Here is a 14,471-nt window from a genome sequence, read left to right as displayed (position 1 = left end):
GCCCAGGAGGTGAGGACCCATGAACGCTGTTTCGATGTGGGTGCTCCCCTCGTCGTCACGGTCGGGCGGCTAGGGGTCCGCCCGGGAGCGCCTTCGGTGTACACATCCCGAAGGGTGACTACCATGGATTCTTTGTGTGTGACCCGCGTGTCGCGAAACTGCTGGCACGCGCTCGACGACGACCTGGTGATCGGCCGCGGAGAGGTTTCCCGGCGGCCCGATGGACGGCCGTTCCTGAGCATCGACGTCTGGCGGGACGACGCGTTCGGCCGCCTGGCCGAAGCGATGCTGCCGGTACTGCCGAGACCACTGTACACAGTGGTCGACGAAGGCGATGCCGGTTTGACGTCCCAATGGTGTGCGGCCGGATTCTCGGTCCGCCGCCGGGAATGGGAATGCCTGATCCCCACCGGCCCGGCGGAGCCGTCTGACTTACCGGTGATTTCCCCCGAAGAAGCACCACTGTCCGAGTTGGACCGTGTGATCCGCGAGGAGGTCGAGGCGGAACTCGGCTGGCAGGAAATGCCCGCCGAGTTGCTGGGCCCGGGCGTGGTGGACCCGTCGAAGTACGCGGTGGCCACGAAATCCGGCCGCTACGTAGGTTTGATCCGCGTGACGCAGGTGCGGCGCCTGCCGCGGATCGGCCTGATCGCGGTACGTGCCGACGAGCGGCATCGCGGCGTCGCGCGTGCGTTGCTCGGCCACGCATTGGGTTCGCTGCACGACCGCGGCATCGAAACGGCTTCGGCCGAGCTGAACGAATCGAACACCGCCGCCTTGGCGCTGTTCGAAGGATTCGGTGCGCGACGCGTGGGCAGCAACCTGGAACTGGTGCTGCGCTGATGGGTAAGACGGGAATAGAAGTGGAAGGCGCCGTCGTGGAGTGCCTCCGCAACGCGACCTTCCGCGTGGAACTGGCCAACGGGCACCGGGTGCTCGCCCACATCAGCGGGAAGATCCGGCGCAACTACATCAAGATCATGCCGTTCGACCGCGTCCTGCTCGAACTGAGCCCGTACGACCTCGATCGCGGCCGGATCCTCTTCCGCTACCGGAACTAGCCGGGTGGCAAGCGGCGGAGCCGATTGCTCCTGGGCCGTCGACCGGCACCGCCGCGGGTAGGGACCCTGGTGTTGCTCCAGTGTCCCGTGCCGGGCTCTTCCGGGTCATCATCGGCCCGGAAGAGCCCGGCCCGGCTCGAACCGGAAATCCCGTGCTCGAAGTTCCCGTGGGCCGGCGGTTCTCCGGCTGACTGGTCACTGTGTGTCGGTCAGGCGCGGATCCTTCGTCTGAGGCTGGGGCGGGATCTCGCGTCGCCGGGCCAAGGGGTCCTCGGTGACGGCGAGCCAGCTCTTCAATCCTTCGGGCTCCCGCCAGCCAGGGATGACCTCGGCGACCTGCTTGTGCACCGCCAGCGCGTGGCTGCAGTGCTCGTGCCAGGTGCTGACCAGCGCCTCGCGCGTACGGGCCCGGCCGAACAACTCGGCACGCAGCCGAAGTTGCGCATGCAGCGAGTGCCGATACGCGGGCTCCTGCGGGTTCTCGCTTTCGCGGAGGCGCACCGGGGTGCTGTCCGCGCAGACCGGGCAGGCGCACGGCCACAGTTGCGCCAGATCCGGGGTCTTCTCGACGACCTCTTCGATCCTGTCGAGCTTGTGGTAGCTCAGAAGCGGCGTGACGAAGGCCGAAACGCCGGGGTCCGCCGGCCACCAGCGGCTGATCGGATGGATGTGCCGCAGTGTGCTGACGGTTCCGATCGCCGCTGCGTGCGCTCCGTGGCAGAGGGCTCCGAGCGCCGACACATCGGATCGCAGCAGCAGGACGGGTACGGCGGCCTCGCGCACCAGCCGGAGGAAACCGCGGGCCACGTACTGGGCGCCGAACGGGTCGCCCTGGCGTTCGATGGCCACCGCCACGGGCACCTGGTATTTGTTGATTTCCTCGATGAAGGCATCGCGTATCGCGTCTGTGTCGAACCAGCGCGCCGCCACGGGCAGCATGGCGATCACCGGCGGCGGTTGCCGGGCCGCCGCGCGCAGGATTGTCCGGAGCCCCGGCCAGTTTTGCTTGTCCAGGTAACCGGAGTCCGTCACGGGGATCAGGCCGAGCTCACGTTGGCGCCCGCACCACGCCGGCCGGATCCCGCACCCCGCTGTCACGCGCTTCTTGCCGGAATACCGGTCCGCGTCGCACAGGATCGGCCCGGCGAACCCCCGACCGCGAAGGAGACCGACCGCCTGCTCGGGTTTCCCGCCGGTGACCACGAGACCTGCGCGGTGTGCCGTCGCGATCTCAGCCGCCGTGAGGGCATGGGCCGAACGGCACTGGATCAACAATCGACCGGTCAGCTGATCGAGCGCACCACCCATGGATCCCACCATCGACCCCGGATCGCGGGCCTGTCATCGCCGCTCACACCGATGCCGAACCGAATGCCGCCAACGGCCCACGGCACGGTCACCGAGGGTGCGCAGGGTCCCGTCGAAAGGGGCTCGCCCGCCGCCGGGACTCGTACCGGAAGTCCGTGGTCCTCGGCCGGGGCCGATCAGCAGGTCGACGTCTCCCCCGCCTCGGCCAGCCGGATCCGGCCCCCGAACTCCGCTCCGGCGTCGGTGCGCAGGCCGTGCAGCCAGTCCGGCTCGGTGGAAGCGAAGTGGGTCAGCACGAGTTCCCCGACACCCGCCTCGGCCGCCACCCGCCCGGCCTCGGCCGCGGACAGGTGCCCGTGCCCGGTGGTGTCGCTGGCCCGCAGCGTCGCCTCGCACAGGAACGAGTCGGCACCCGCGGCGAGGTCGACCAGCGCGCCGGTCATTCCGGTGTCGCCGGTGTAGGCCAGGGTCCGCTCGCCGTCGGTCAGCCGGATCCCGCAGTTGGGCGCGGAGTGCGCCAGTTCGTGCAACTCGACCGCGCAGCCGCCGAACTCGAACCGGTCGCCCGGCTCGTACTCGCGCACGTCGAAGGCCACCTCGAAGGCCCGGTTCAGCACCGGCATCGACGTGATCGGGAACAGTTGCGACCACCGCGCGAACAGTTCCTTCGCCCCCACCGGGACCAGCAACGGCACCGGCTTGCACTCACCACCGAAATCGGGGGCCCCCGGGAAGCGCAGCATCGGCTTGAGCAGCGACTTGCCCAGCGGCAACAGGTCGTAGCAGTGGTCGATGTGCAGATGGGTGATCACCACGCCGTCCAGTGGGCCGTCCACGGCGGAGAGGGCGGTGGCGATCCCGGGGCCGCAGTCGAGCAGCAGGCGGGTCCGTCCGGTGTCCACGAGGTATCCGGAGCTGGGCGATCCGCCGGCGGGCATCCCCGACCGGCAGCCGAGCACGGTGAGCTGCATGGTTCTTCCGATCTGCCGAGAGTGTGGTACGCCCGGCACGGCCCGGAGACCGGTGCCCCGCGCGGGCTCCGGCCCAGCCTGACCTGGACCAGACCAGCCGCGCAGGCGCGTGCGGGCGACATCGAACGAGCGATCGGCCGTGCCTATCGCCGCCCCGGGCGTCGGGCCCGAGCCGGGTGCGCCAACCACGGGCGGCACCCGGAGAACCCTTCCGCGCGCATTCCTCTCGCCCGATCGGAAGAACCTGTCGATTCGCCGCGCCAATCGATCTCCCGCCCATGCCAATAGTCCCTGCACAAGCGCCTGAACTGGGCTTTCACCCCTCGCAACCGTGTCCACCCGTTCACCCGCACTACACCCGCGGCTGCTGTGATGCGCCCCGGAACGACCAGTTCTCCAGTTCCCAGTCCCCGGGGAGGAAAAACCGGTGAGCCGGATCCAGATCCAAGCGGCGACCAAGCGGTTCGGCGCGGTCACCGCGGTCGACGAGGTCACGCTGGACGTCGGCGACGGCGAGTTCCTCGTCCTGCTCGGCCCCAGCGGCTGCGGCAAGTCCACGCTGCTGCGCGCGATCGCCGGGCTGGCCCCGCTGTCGGCGGGCCGCATCCTCCTCGGCGGCCGCGACATCACGCACACCCCGCCGCGCGACCGGGACCTCGCGATGGTGTTCCAGAGCTACGCGCTCTACCCGCACCTCACGGTCGAACGCAACATCGGCTTCCCGCTGAGGGCGCGCCGCCGCCCCAGGACCGAGATCCGGCGGCGCGTGACCGAGGTGGCGCAGGCGCTCGACCTCGACGGGCTGCTGGACCGCCGCCCCAAGGAACTCTCCGGCGGGCAGCGGCAGCGCGTCGCGCTGGGCCGGGCGCTGGTGCGGGATCCCGGCGCGTTCCTGATGGACGAGCCACTGTCCAACCTGGACGCCAAACTGCGCACCGCGACCCGGTCCGAGCTGACCGGGTTGCACCGGCGACTCGGGTCGACCTTCGTCTACGTGACCCACGACCAGGTGGAGGCGATGACCATGGCCACCCGCGTCGCGCTGCTGAACCAGGGCAAACTCGATCAGGTCGGCACTCCCACCGAGGTCTACGACGAGCCGGCGTCGGTGTTCGTGGCGGGATTCCTCGGCGCCCCGCCGATGAACCTGCTGCCCGCCACGGTCGCCGGCCGCGACGGCGCGCTGCACGTCGTCGGTGAGGACTTCGGTCTGCCGCTGGGCATCTTCGCCGACCTGCCCTCGACCGAGGTGGTGCTGGGCGTCCGGCCCGAACACCTCACCCGCGGACCGGGCCTGCGCGCCGTGGTGCGGCTCGTGGAGAACCTCGGCAGTGAGGAGGTCGCGCACTGCACCGTCGGCGAGGCGCGCGTATGCGTACGCGGGCCCCGTCCGCTCGGGCTGGCTGCCGGGGACACCGTCGAGCTGACCGCCGCACCCGAACGCCTGCACCTGTTCGACCGCGAGTCCGGGCGGCGGCTGCGGTGGGAACCCGTGCCTGCCCTCGACGGACTCTCCGCTCTCCCCCAGTGAAACAACAAGGAGCACGCCCCATGAGGAAAACCCCGATCGCCCTCGCGCTGGCCGTGGTGCTGGGCACCTCGGCCTGCGGCCTGGGCAGCACCGCGTCCCCGGAAGCCACGACGGTCGCGCAGGCCCCACCGCTGAGCCCGGACCAGCAGGTGTCGATCGTGTTCGAGAGCTACAACTTCGGCCAGGCGGGCGCCTGGACGGACACGTTCAACGAGCTCATCGGCAAGTTCCGGCAGGCACACCCGAACATCCACGTCACCGCGCAGAAGCCGCAGGGCAACAGCCCCAACCCGGCCACCGACACGGTGCCGAGCATCCAGGCGCAGCTGGCCGCGGGCAGCCCGCCGGACGTGGCGCAGCTGGGCTTCTCCGACCTGGACTTCACCATCCACGGCCTGGGCGCCAAGCCACTGGACGACCTCGTCGGCAAGCAGGCGGTGCAGGCCAACTTCGACGGCGCGAAGTACCCCTACGCCCCGACCGCCCGGACGCTCGCCGACTGGGACGGCAAGACCTACGGCGTGCCGTTCGTGTTCTCCACCCCGGTGCTGTACTACAACGCCACCCTGTTCCAGCAGGCCGGTCTCGACCCGGCGAACCCGCCGAAGACGTGGGATGAGGTGCAGCAGGCGGCGCAGGCGATCAAGCAGCGCACCGGCAAGGACGGCACCTACCTCGACTGCCTGACCAAGACCGCGAAGGACTGGTGCTTCCAGGCGCTGGTGCGCAGCAACGGCGGCCGGGTCCTCTCGCCGGACCGCAGGTCGCTGGACTTCGCCGACGCCCCGGCGGTCGAGGTCGTGAAGATGGCGCAGAACATGGTGAACACCGGCAGCACCCCGAAGCTCACGCAGCAGCAGGGTTACGAGGCCTTCGCCCGGGGTGACCTCGGCATGATCCTGGAGACCAGCGCCATCCAGGCGACCTTCCTCAAGGGCGCCAAGGACAAGTGGGACCTGCGCGCCACGACGATGCCGAACTTCGGCGGCAAGCAGCCCGTGGCGACCAACTCCGGTGCTTCGCTGTTCGTCTTCTCGCGGGAGCCGGCCAAGCAGCGTGCGGCGTGGGAGCTGATCCGCTTCCTCACCAGCGAGGACGCCTACGTGACGATCGCGTCGAAAATCGGTTACCTGCCGCTGCGCACGGGTCTGCTCGACGACCCGGACGGTCTGCGGGCGTGGGCGGCGAAGAACCCGCTGATCAAGCCGAACGTGGAGCAGCTCGCGCACATGGAGCCGTGGGTGTCCTTCCCGGGCAACTCCTACCTGCAGATCCGCGACGGCATGATGGACGCGGTCGAGAAGGCCGTCTACCAGGGCGCCGACCCGCAGACCGCGCTCGCCTCGGCGCGGGCCGCGGCCACCCCGCTGCTGCCGGCCGGCCGGTAGCTCGTCGCGATGTTCGTCGAAGTCGCCCTCCCGCCACCGGTCGCCGTGCCGGTGGCGGAGCGGCAGGCACGGGTACGGCGAGTGCTGCGCGCGGCCCCGCCGTACCTCTACCTCGTGCCGGCCCTGGCCCTGCTGGTGATCTGGACCTACCGGCCGCTCGCCCAGACCGCGCAGCTGTCGTTCTACTCGTGGAACCTGCTGCCCACCCGGCCGATGGTGCCGGTCGGACTGGCCAACTACGAGCGGCTGATCAGCCTGCCCGAACTGGGCCGGTCGGTGCTGCGCACCCTGCTGGTGATCGCCGGGCTGCTGCCGTTCACCGTCGTGGTCCCGGTGGTGACCGCGCTGCTGACGCGGCGCATCCGCGGCCGGGCCCGTGCGGTCTACCAGGCGCTGGTGTTCGCCCCGATGCTGGTCGCGCCGGTGGCGAGCGCGGCCGTGTGGCAGTGGCTGCTCGACCCCGGCGCCGGCGTGGTGAACCGGGTGCTGGGCACCGGGTTGAACTGGCTGCACGAAACCTCCTCGGCGCAACTGGTGATCATCGTGATCACCGGGTGGCACCTGCTCGGGTTCGCGGTGCTGGTGGTGACCGCGGGCCTGTCCGGGATCAACTCCGACTACTCCGACGCCGCGCAGCTGGACGGCGCGACCCGCGGGCAGGTGACGCGGTGGATCACGCTGCCGCTGCTGTCGCCGACGCTGGTGTTCCTGACGCTGATGACCGTGCTGTTGTCCGCGCAGTGGACGTTCCCGCTGATCGACACCCTCACCCAGGGCGGTCCGGCCGGCGCCACCACCAACGTCTACTACCTGCTCTGGGACTACAGCTTCCACAACTACGACGCGGGCCTGGGCGCGGCGGCGGGGATCCTGCTGTTCGCCGGGTTCGGCCTGATCGCGGCCGGGCTTGTACGGCTGTCCGAACGCCTCACCTTCCACGACGACTGAGGAGTGCACTGTGGACTCCCGCTGGCGCACGATCCGGGGGCACGCCGTCCTGGTGGTCCTCGGGGTGCTGTGCGTGTTCCCGATCTATTGGCTGTACGCGACCTCGCTGCGGCAGCCGGGCGACGTGCTGTCGTTGTCACCGCTGCCGTGGCCGTTGTCGCTGCGGAACTACGCGGACGCGGCGAGCAAGGTCGACGTCGTGCGGCTGCTGGTGAACACCACCGTGGTCGCGTCGCTGACGGCACTGGGGCAACTGCTGACCGGACTGCTCGCGGCGTACACGTTCGCCGCGTGGCGGTTCCGGTTCCAGCGGGTGCTGCACCTGGCGTTCGTCGGGACGTGGCTGGTGCCGTTCCAGGTGACCATGCTGCCGAACTACGTGCTGCTGTTCCAGCTCGGGCTGCTGAACACGCTCGCCGGGGTGGTGGTGCCCAACCTGTGCTCGGCGCTGGGTGTGCTGATGCTGCGGCAGCACCTGGACGGCTTCCCGAAGGAACTGCTCGAGGCGGCGCGCATGGACGGCCGGTCGTCGTGGACGACACTGTGGACGGTGGTGGTACCGAACCTGCGGCCCGCGCTGGCCGCGCTGGCGATCCTGCTGTTCGTCAACGCCTGGAACGAGTACTTCTGGCCGGCGATGGTGCTGCAGCGCAGCAACGCCGTGGTACAGCTGGGGGTGCGCAGCTTCATGGGCACCGAGGGCAACGACTGGGGCCCACTGATGGCCCTGGCGGGGCTCGCGTGCCTGCCGGTGTTCGCGCTCTACCTCGTGCTGCGGCGGCACATCGTGAACGCCTTCGTGCGGTCGGGGCTGAAGTGAGCCCCGGCGAACGTCCCCTTGGTATGTCCTATCGCGACGCGCGCGATCCCGTGTGCAGGGCCGGGACCCGGAACGGCCCGACCGCCTCAAGGCAGTCGAGGAAGACCTCCTGCAGCGGGTTGACCCCGGAGTCGCGCCACACCGCGTACAGGTCGATCGTGGGCACCGGGTCGTAGAGCCGCACCGGCACCGGGCGCACGCCGCCGACCGCGGAGCCGGCGAGCATGCCCCGGGACGCGGAGGCGAACCCGACGAGCGGTTTCACCGACACCAGGATCGCGGTGGCGCCGGGATCGTCGAGGACGTGCGCGACGGTGAGCCGGATCCCGGTGCGCTCGGCGGCGGCGAGGATCGCGTCGTACATCGCCGGGCACTGCTCGCGGTCGAACAGGATGCACGGCTGACGCGCCAGTTCGGCGAACGGCACGCCCGGCAGGCCCGCCCACTGGTGGCCAGGCCCGACAACCGCGACCATCGGCAGCCGCAACAGCCTCCGGTACCGGAACTCGGAGGTGACCGGGCGGCCGTAGACGAGCGCGACGTCCAAGGTGCCCTCGGCGAGCGCGGCCAGTTGCGGGCCGGTCCGCTTCTCCTCCAGCTTGACGGTGGCGTCGGGGTACTCGGCGTGCATCCTGGCGAGGGTGGCGGGCAGGATGTGCTGGCCAGCTGGGAAGTTGTAGCCGACGCTGATCGTGCCGGTACGCCCCGCCGCGGCCTCCCGCGCCGACTGTGCGGCCTTGCCCATCCGGTTGACGATCGCCCGGGCCTCGACCTCGAAGGCGCGGCCCGCCGAGGTCAGCCGCACCTGGTGGGAGGTCCGTGCGACCAGTTCGACGCCGAGCGTGCGCTCGAGGCGTTGCAGCTGCTGGCTCAGCGACGGCTGGGTCAGGTGCAGCCGCGCCGCCGCCCGCCCGAAGTGCAACTCGTCCGCGATCGCCAGGAACGACACCAGATGCCTGAACTCCATGACAGACCCTCCGCCCGTGTGGGTCGTTCAGCCTGCTCCGTAACGGAGAACAGCCGATGAACCTCCGCTGCCACCTCCGGAACAACAACATGGCGAGGCGGTTGTCGACGCCCGCCCGCAGGCTCGCCCCGGTGCCACCTCACGGCAGGAGGTGGCACCGGGGCCTGGGCCGTCACGGCTCGAGCCGAGTGGTCAGATCACGACCTTCTCGGTGGTGACCATTGTCGCCACGGAATTCAGATCAATGAACTTCGCCTCGTCCGGGTTCACCAGATTCCTGTAGTTCTCCGACGCGAAGAAGGCGTCGTGACCCGCCCAGTCCTCGAACCAGATCTCGGTGAGACCGTCACAGGCCGGACCGGGATAGCCAGGAGCCGGAACCGGGTGCGAAACGGCGTACTTCTTCACATACCGGCCTGCTTCGGGAATGGAGGCGAACAGCGGAGCATGGTGCTCGCGGTGGTACTCGACGAACTGCTCGAACGTCAGTCCTTCGGCACGGTTGATCAGGTAGGCGAACTTGATCACGTTCTTACTCCTGTGGTTTTCCATTGCTGTCATGCCGGTATCCGGCTGCCCGCGGCCGGATCGGTATGCGAGCTATGCTAAGACCTCACATCCATGTGAGGGACAAGCGGCCGTGACCGGGAACACAGGAGGTCTGGAATGCGGATCGGAGAGCTGTCCAGGAGGACGGGCGTGAGCCGGCGGCTCCTGCGCTACTACGAGGATCAGGGGTTGTTGGTGAGCGTGCGGGCCGACAGCGGTCAGCGACACTACAGCGACGATCACGTCCGGCGGGTCGAGCTCATCCGGGCCTTCCTGGCCGCGGGGCTGTCCACTCGCACCATTGCCGAGATGGTGCCGTGCATGGCCGAGCCCAGCACGAGCAAGGCGCGCCGCGCCCTCGTGACGATGGAACGCGAGCGCAACCGGCTCTCGTCCGCGATCGACAGTCTCGCCGTCGCCCGGGCCGCACTCGACGACCTCATCGCCTTCAACCGGAACTATCTCGACGAGCAAACCGGCAGCCCGGTGGCGCACTGAAGCCGGGTTGCCGGGAGAGGATCGGCTGGTCTGGTCCAGCCGGACTCCTTGCGCCGCACCACACCTCTGCTCACGCGGGACGGAGCAGGGCGACGAGGAAGGCCGACTCGTCCGTGAAGGGACGCAAGTCCCAAGTGGACAGCAGCAGGTCGGGTTCGAGCGCGGCCGCCGCCACATGCTCAAAAAACTCGCCGAACCCGTAGCCCCGGCCCGCACCGAAACCAATCACCGCCCGGCCACCCGGCGCAAGGTGCGCACGGAACCGCTTCAGCACCTCACCACGGGTGCTCGGAGCGAGAAACGTCATCACGTTCCCGGCGCAGACGATGGCGTCGAAGGGCGCGGTGACGCCCCGCGCGGGCAGGTCGAGCTCCGCCAGATCGCCCACCATCCACAGTGGTCCGGGATGGTCCTGCCCAGCGGCCTCGATCAGGGCCGGGTCGACGTCCACACCGACGACGTCGTGACCGGCTTCCGCCAATGCGCCACCGACCCGGCCTGGTCCGCAGCCGGCGTCGAGGATGCGGGCATGGCGCGGCACCATGGCGTCCACGAGGCGGGCTTCCCCGGCGAGGTCCTCACCAGCGCGAGCCATGGCACGGAAACGTTCGATGTACCAGCTGGAGTGACCGGGGTCCGCGGTGACCTTCTGCATCCAGATGCTCTGCTCGACCATGCCCGCATTCTCTCAAACCGGACCGGGTGACCGGCGACCGTGACCCGGAAGGGCGCAGAGCAGGCCGAGGTGCCAGGACCCGCGGCCAGACCGGGGGCAGGCGCTACCGCGCGACCGGACCAGCGCGGCCTCGATCCGCAGGCCGACACCGGTCACCGCCAGCACGACAGCGAGCAGTCGTGGCCATTCGGGCGTTCCGGTCCCCGCGATTTCCAGCAGCACGATCACGAATGCGGCGATCAGCGCGACGGTCCCGGTTGATCTGATCACCGTGGCGTCCCGGCCGACCCGGTCCGCCGAGGGATCCGCCATGAACAGCTGGACCGACGGAATCCGGCCCCCCGCGTCCTACACCGACCAGCTGAAGACGCAGCAGATCGCCGCCTACGGCTACGCCGACTCCCAGCCGCGCGATTACGAGGAAGACCACCTCATCCCCCTCGAACTCGGCGGCAACCCCACCGACCCCAAGAACCTGTGGCCCGAATACGACAACGGCAGGACCCCCAACGACAAGGACGCCGTCGAGAACGCACTCAACCGCGCCGTCTGCGACCACCGCATCACCCTCGCCGCGGCCCAGCAGGCGATCGCCACCGACTGGACCACCGCGGAAACCGCGCTCGGCCTGAACCAGCCGACCACCACCCAGGCCGCTCCCCCGCCCGCACCGCCCACCCACGCGCCCGCGCCCGCGACGACCCAGCCGGAACCGCCCGCACCGGCGCCCGCGCAGCAGGAACCGCCGTCGAACACCGACCCGCTGGCCGGGAAATACCACGCGGGCGAGTACTGCAGCAAAGCCAATCTCGGCGTCACCACCACCGCCACCAACGGGGCGAGCATCACCTGCCGCCGCGATGGCAAAAGCAACCGCTGGGAGTACTGACCGCGGCGTTCGTCTCCCCGAGGTCCGGGGACGGGATTTCGATTGACGGGCCTGGCACAGTGCCTCTCCGTGGGACACAACAACGATGACGCGGAGGCGCTCCGTCGCATGGCCGGGCTCGCGACACCCATGGCTCTGCGGGTCGCGGTCACTCTGGGCCTGCCGGACCGGCTCCTCGGCGACGGCGCCACCGCCGATCAACTCGCGGTCGAGCTCGGCGTTTCACCGGTCGCGCTCGGCCTCCTGCTGGGCCACCTCACCACCCTCGGGGTTGTCGACCGGACCTCCGCCGGCTACCGGACCACCGAGTTCGGCGCGAACCTCTGCGCCGAGGCCGGGAACGGTTTCACCAACCTCCTCCTGCGCCTGGATTCCGCCGCCGGCCGTGCCGAACTGGCCTTCGTCGAACTCGCCCACAGCATCACCACCGGTGAAGCGGCCTACCCTCGGCACTACGGGCAGGACTTCTGGGCCGACCTCGCCGAACACCCCCGGCTGCGTGACTCGTTCGACCGGCAGATGACCCTGCGGCTGGACGAACAGATCCCCCAGATCGTCGCCAACGTCGACTGGGCGCGGTTTTCCACCATCGTCGACGTCGGCGGTGGCCGGGGCACCCTGCTCGCCGCGATCCTGACAGCCCACCCCCGGCTACGCGGCCATCTGATCGATCTCGCACCCACCGCGGCCGACGCCCGGCACACCTTCCGCGCTCAGCATCTCGGCGACCGGGCCGAGGCGACCGCGGGCAGCTTCTTCGACCCACTCCCCTCGGCGGCGGATGCGTATTTGCTGGTCGACATCCTCCACGACTGGGACGACGAGCACGCCCACCGCATCCTCGCCCGGTGCGCCGAGGCCGCCCACCCGGCCAGCCGCCTCCTCGTCATCGAACCGGTCGGAGGGCGCCGAGCCATCACCGAGATGGACCTGTCCATGCTCGTGATCCACGGCGGCCGCGAGCGCCGGATCGACGAGTTCGGCACACTCGCCTCGGCACACGGACTGACTCTCGACACCGTCACCAATCTGACCGACCAACGCTGCCTGCTCGAATTCCGCTTCGCCACCACCGCCTGAGACACCGGTTCACCGGCCCCCGCCTCACCGGTAAGATCAACATCGCCACCGGCGACGCCTCGGGGCGCCGGAGAGAACAGTTGGACGGGAGCTGTCGTGACCACCGCACTGATCATCGGTGACCTCCAGCGGGGCATCACGGGCAACTACCCGTTCGCCAGGCAGGTCGTGCCGCCGCTCACCGAACTGCTCCCGCGCGCCCGCGCGGCGGGTGCCCTCGTGGTGTTCGTGCACTTCGCCTTCCGACCCAACGGGGCCGACGTGCCGCCGGACAACGAACTGTTCAAGACGTTCTACGAAGCCGGGGATGCCTTCCACGAGGGATCGGCCGGAACGGAGATCGATCTGCCGGTCGCCGACGAGGACGTCGTGGTGCTGAAACGCCGCGCCAGCGCCTTCGCCGGTACGGATCTCGACCTCGTGCTGCGCTCGCGCGGCGTCGGCACTCTCGCGATCGCCGGAGTCGCGACCAGCGCCATGGTGGCTGCGACGTGCTACGACGCGGCGGACCGCGGCTACCAGGTGACCGTGCTGCGGGACGGTTGCGCCGACGGCGATCCGGCAATGCACGACTTCTTCATGGACGCCGTCTTCCCCAGCCGGGGATTCGAGGTCGTCCCCTGCGCCGGTTGGCCTGCAGAACCACGATGACCCGCGTTGGGCCCGCACACCCGCGCTGCGGGCCCAACGCCGGTCGCCCTACTGCTGGGCGCCGAGCGACTTCGCGGCCCTGCCGGGCAGCCGGGGCGCGATCAGACGGTCCAGGCCGAACCGTCCCCCGCCGGCGGCGGCGAGAACGAGGGCTGCCGCGGCGAGCGTCAGCACGAGTTCGAACCCGTTTCCGCTCACGAACACACCGTGACCGGCGTGGACGAGGACGAACGCGCCCATCATGTCGAGGGCGAGCAGCACCCCCGCGACGGGTACCGCGAGGCCCGCGACCAGTGCGGCACCGCCCACCAGCTCGACGAGAGCCGCGAACCAGGCGCTGGCCGTCGGCAGCGGGACCCCCATCTGCCCGAACGCGGCGGCGGTGCCGGGCAAGCCCCACTCGGTGAACTTCTGCCACCCGTGCGCGACGAAGACCAGGCCGACGGCGACGCGCGCCACGAGCACGGCGACGTCACGCAAAACGTTCTTGTTCACGAGAACCCTTCCTCTCTCCGAAACCTGGTCAGGAGACGACGGCGAAGCCGCCGGTCCAGGGCAGCTTTTCGGCCGCGGCCAACGTGATCTGCAGGAAGCCCAGCGCCTCCAGCTCGCGAGCCCGGGCGAGCGCGCCCGCGTCGATCGCGCGAAGGCCGGCGGCCGTCACCAGAGTCCCCACCGCGGCCTTGGCGTCCGCGTCGTCACCGGCGATGAGCACGGTGGTCGGTGTGCCGCCGACCGTGCCGCTGGCCAGGGTGGCGGCGAAGTTGGTGTTGAACGCCTTGACGACGCGGGCGGCAGGCAGGGCGGCGGCGATCTCGGCGGTCGCCGAGCTGTCGGACGGAACGGTCAGCTCGGCGAAGGTCTCGAAGTTCAGCGGGTTGGTGATGTCGATGACGACCTTGCCGTCGAACTGGGCGGCGCGCTGCGCGAGGACGCCGGCGACCGCCGGATAGGGAACGGCGAGGACCACGATATCGCCGGTCACCGGCTTGCCGGAGTCCGCGCTGCCGAACACCTCGACCGTGCTGCCCGACTTCTCCACCAGGCCGGAGATGACCTGTGCCATGGTGCCGCGCCCGATGATGCTGACGTGCGTCATCTCGGACTCCCTTCTGCGAACGCATTAGTTGTTGC

Annotated in this window: 18 protein-coding genes; 10 read left to right on the top strand and 8 right to left on the bottom strand. The window is 69.9% G+C overall.

From position 1 onward, the window contains the following. The first annotated feature begins 123 nt into the window (after window positions 1–123). Together ORV05_RS12930 and infA are read left to right on the top strand one after the other, a co-directional pair. A complete protein-coding gene (locus tag ORV05_RS12930; RefSeq protein ID WP_268758727.1) occupies window positions 124–843 on the top strand; it encodes a GNAT family N-acetyltransferase in 720 nt (239 codons plus the stop codon). Further along, a complete protein-coding gene (gene infA / locus ORV05_RS12925) occupies window positions 843–1,061 on the top strand; it encodes a translation initiation factor IF-1 (RefSeq protein ID WP_268758726.1) in 219 nt (72 codons plus the stop codon). Before ORV05_RS12930 ends, infA begins: the two co-directional genes overlap by 1 nt. A gap of 195 nt (window positions 1,062–1,256) precedes the next feature. Here the strand turns inward: infA and ORV05_RS12920 are convergent, their stop codons facing one another. Next, window positions 1,257–2,369, bottom strand: coding sequence for a hypothetical protein (locus ORV05_RS12920; RefSeq protein WP_268758725.1), 1,113 nt, complete (start codon window positions 2,367–2,369; stop codon window positions 1,257–1,259). A 176-nt stretch (window positions 2,370–2,545) separates the two neighbouring features. Beyond that, on the bottom strand, window positions 2,546–3,340 hold the full coding sequence (locus ORV05_RS12915; protein ID WP_268758724.1) for an MBL fold metallo-hydrolase: 795 nt from the start codon (window positions 3,338–3,340) through the stop codon (window positions 2,546–2,548). A gap of 427 nt (window positions 3,341–3,767) precedes the next feature. On the opposite strand from ORV05_RS12915, the gene ORV05_RS12910 reads away from it, so the two are divergent. Genes ORV05_RS12910 through ORV05_RS12895 form a run of 4 tightly spaced genes read left to right on the top strand, consistent with a single transcriptional unit; the run spans window position 3,768 to window position 8,027 of the window. After that, window positions 3,768–4,871: an ABC transporter ATP-binding protein gene (locus ORV05_RS12910; protein WP_268758723.1), complete on the top strand. Its 1,104-nt coding sequence runs from the start codon at window positions 3,768–3,770 to the stop codon at window positions 4,869–4,871. Between the two features lie 20 nt (window positions 4,872–4,891). Then, window positions 4,892–6,259 carry an ABC transporter substrate-binding protein gene (locus ORV05_RS12905; protein WP_268758722.1) on the top strand — a complete coding sequence of 456 codons (1,368 nt, stop codon included), beginning with the start codon at window positions 4,892–4,894 and terminating at the stop codon, window positions 6,257–6,259. 9 nt (window positions 6,260–6,268) lie between these two features. Further along, window positions 6,269–7,207 (top strand): carbohydrate ABC transporter permease, encoded by a 939-nt coding sequence (locus tag ORV05_RS12900; RefSeq protein ID WP_268758721.1) that lies wholly within the window; start codon window positions 6,269–6,271, stop codon window positions 7,205–7,207. Window positions 7,208–7,217: 10 nt separating this feature from the next. Next, entirely contained in the window at window positions 7,218–8,027 is an 810-nt protein-coding gene (locus tag ORV05_RS12895) for a carbohydrate ABC transporter permease (protein WP_268758720.1), read from the top strand. 28 nt (window positions 8,028–8,055) lie between these two features. On the opposite strand, the gene ORV05_RS12890 is transcribed toward ORV05_RS12895, so the two are convergent. Further along, a complete protein-coding gene (locus ORV05_RS12890) occupies window positions 8,056–8,994 on the bottom strand; it encodes a LysR family transcriptional regulator (RefSeq protein WP_268758719.1) in 939 nt (312 codons plus the stop codon). A 192-nt stretch (window positions 8,995–9,186) separates the two neighbouring features. Continuing rightward, window positions 9,187–9,522: an EthD domain-containing protein gene (locus ORV05_RS12885; protein ID WP_268758718.1), complete on the bottom strand. Its 336-nt coding sequence runs from the start codon at window positions 9,520–9,522 to the stop codon at window positions 9,187–9,189. A 171-nt stretch (window positions 9,523–9,693) separates the two neighbouring features. On the opposite strand from ORV05_RS12885, the gene ORV05_RS12880 reads away from it, so the two are divergent. Next, window positions 9,694–10,041, top strand: a complete 348-nt coding sequence (locus tag ORV05_RS12880; RefSeq protein ID WP_326938138.1) for a MerR family transcriptional regulator — start codon at window positions 9,694–9,696, stop codon at window positions 10,039–10,041. 70 nt (window positions 10,042–10,111) lie between these two features. Here ORV05_RS12880 and ORV05_RS12875 read toward each other — a convergent pair whose 3' ends face one another. Beyond that, window positions 10,112–10,717 carry a class I SAM-dependent methyltransferase gene (locus ORV05_RS12875; RefSeq protein ID WP_268758716.1) on the bottom strand — a complete coding sequence of 202 codons (606 nt, stop codon included), beginning with the start codon at window positions 10,715–10,717 and terminating at the stop codon, window positions 10,112–10,114. 12 nt (window positions 10,718–10,729) lie between these two features. Continuing rightward, window positions 10,730–11,029: a hypothetical protein gene (locus ORV05_RS12870; protein ID WP_268758715.1), complete on the bottom strand. Its 300-nt coding sequence runs from the start codon at window positions 11,027–11,029 to the stop codon at window positions 10,730–10,732. On the opposite strand from ORV05_RS12870, the gene ORV05_RS12865 reads away from it, so the two are divergent. The 3 genes from ORV05_RS12865 (at window position 11,028) to ORV05_RS12855 (ending at window position 13,337) form a co-directional block, all read left to right on the top strand. Next, on the top strand, window positions 11,028–11,606 hold the full coding sequence (locus ORV05_RS12865) for a hypothetical protein (protein ID WP_268758714.1): 579 nt from the start codon (window positions 11,028–11,030) through the stop codon (window positions 11,604–11,606). The two genes, ORV05_RS12870 and ORV05_RS12865, sit on opposite strands and share 2 nt — an antisense overlap. A 108-nt stretch (window positions 11,607–11,714) precedes the next feature. Next, complete coding sequence (locus tag ORV05_RS12860) at window positions 11,715–12,686, top strand: methyltransferase (protein ID WP_268759769.1); 972 nt, start codon at window positions 11,715–11,717, stop codon at window positions 12,684–12,686. A gap of 96 nt (window positions 12,687–12,782) precedes the next feature. Continuing rightward, window positions 12,783–13,337, top strand: a complete 555-nt coding sequence (locus tag ORV05_RS12855) for a cysteine hydrolase family protein (RefSeq protein WP_268758713.1) — start codon at window positions 12,783–12,785, stop codon at window positions 13,335–13,337. Between the two features lie 48 nt (window positions 13,338–13,385). On the opposite strand, the gene ORV05_RS12850 is transcribed toward ORV05_RS12855, so the two are convergent. Both ORV05_RS12850 and ORV05_RS12845 read right to left on the bottom strand, forming a co-directional pair. Then, complete coding sequence (locus ORV05_RS12850; protein ID WP_268758712.1) at window positions 13,386–13,832, bottom strand: DoxX family protein; 447 nt, start codon at window positions 13,830–13,832, stop codon at window positions 13,386–13,388. A 28-nt stretch (window positions 13,833–13,860) separates the two neighbouring features. Continuing rightward, window positions 13,861–14,436 (bottom strand): NADPH-dependent F420 reductase, encoded by a 576-nt coding sequence (locus tag ORV05_RS12845; protein ID WP_268758711.1) that lies wholly within the window; start codon window positions 14,434–14,436, stop codon window positions 13,861–13,863. Window positions 14,437–14,471 lie beyond the last annotated feature (35 nt).

The sequence above is a fragment of the Amycolatopsis cynarae genome (assembly GCF_026802195.1).
Lineage (GTDB): Bacteria > Actinomycetota > Actinomycetes > Mycobacteriales > Pseudonocardiaceae > Amycolatopsis_E > Amycolatopsis_E rhizosphaerae.
This window is presented reverse-complemented; position numbering and strand designations above follow the sequence as displayed.

Bases quoted from the DNA above. Each gene is read 5' to 3' on its own strand.
- ORV05_RS12865 (WP_268758714.1), top strand. From the start codon at position 11,028: ATGAACAGCTGGACCGACGGAATCCGGCCCCCCGCGTCCTACACCGAC.
- ORV05_RS12875 (WP_268758716.1), bottom strand. From the start codon at position 10,717: ATGGTCGAGCAGAGCATCTGGATGCAGAAGGTCACCGCGGACCCCGGT.
- ORV05_RS12890 (WP_268758719.1), bottom strand. From the start codon at position 8,994: ATGGAGTTCAGGCATCTGGTGTCGTTCCTGGCGATCGCGGACGAGTTG.
- ORV05_RS12870 (WP_268758715.1), bottom strand. From the start codon at position 11,029: ATGGCGGATCCCTCGGCGGACCGGGTCGGCCGGGACGCCACGGTGATC.
- infA (WP_268758726.1), top strand. From the start codon at position 843: ATGGGTAAGACGGGAATAGAAGTGGAAGGCGCCGTCGTGGAGTGCCTC.
- ORV05_RS12920 (WP_268758725.1), bottom strand. From the start codon at position 2,369: ATGGGTGGTGCGCTCGATCAGCTGACCGGTCGATTGTTGATCCAGTGC.
- ORV05_RS12905 (WP_268758722.1), top strand. From the start codon at position 4,892: ATGAGGAAAACCCCGATCGCCCTCGCGCTGGCCGTGGTGCTGGGCACC.
- ORV05_RS12915 (WP_268758724.1), bottom strand. From the start codon at position 3,340: ATGCAGCTCACCGTGCTCGGCTGCCGGTCGGGGATGCCCGCCGGCGGA.
- ORV05_RS12900 (WP_268758721.1), top strand. From the start codon at position 6,269: ATGTTCGTCGAAGTCGCCCTCCCGCCACCGGTCGCCGTGCCGGTGGCG.
- ORV05_RS12930 (WP_268758727.1), top strand. From the start codon at position 124: ATGGATTCTTTGTGTGTGACCCGCGTGTCGCGAAACTGCTGGCACGCG.
- ORV05_RS12845 (WP_268758711.1), bottom strand. From the start codon at position 14,436: ATGACGCACGTCAGCATCATCGGGCGCGGCACCATGGCACAGGTCATC.
- ORV05_RS12860 (WP_268759769.1), top strand. From the start codon at position 11,715: ATGGCCGGGCTCGCGACACCCATGGCTCTGCGGGTCGCGGTCACTCTG.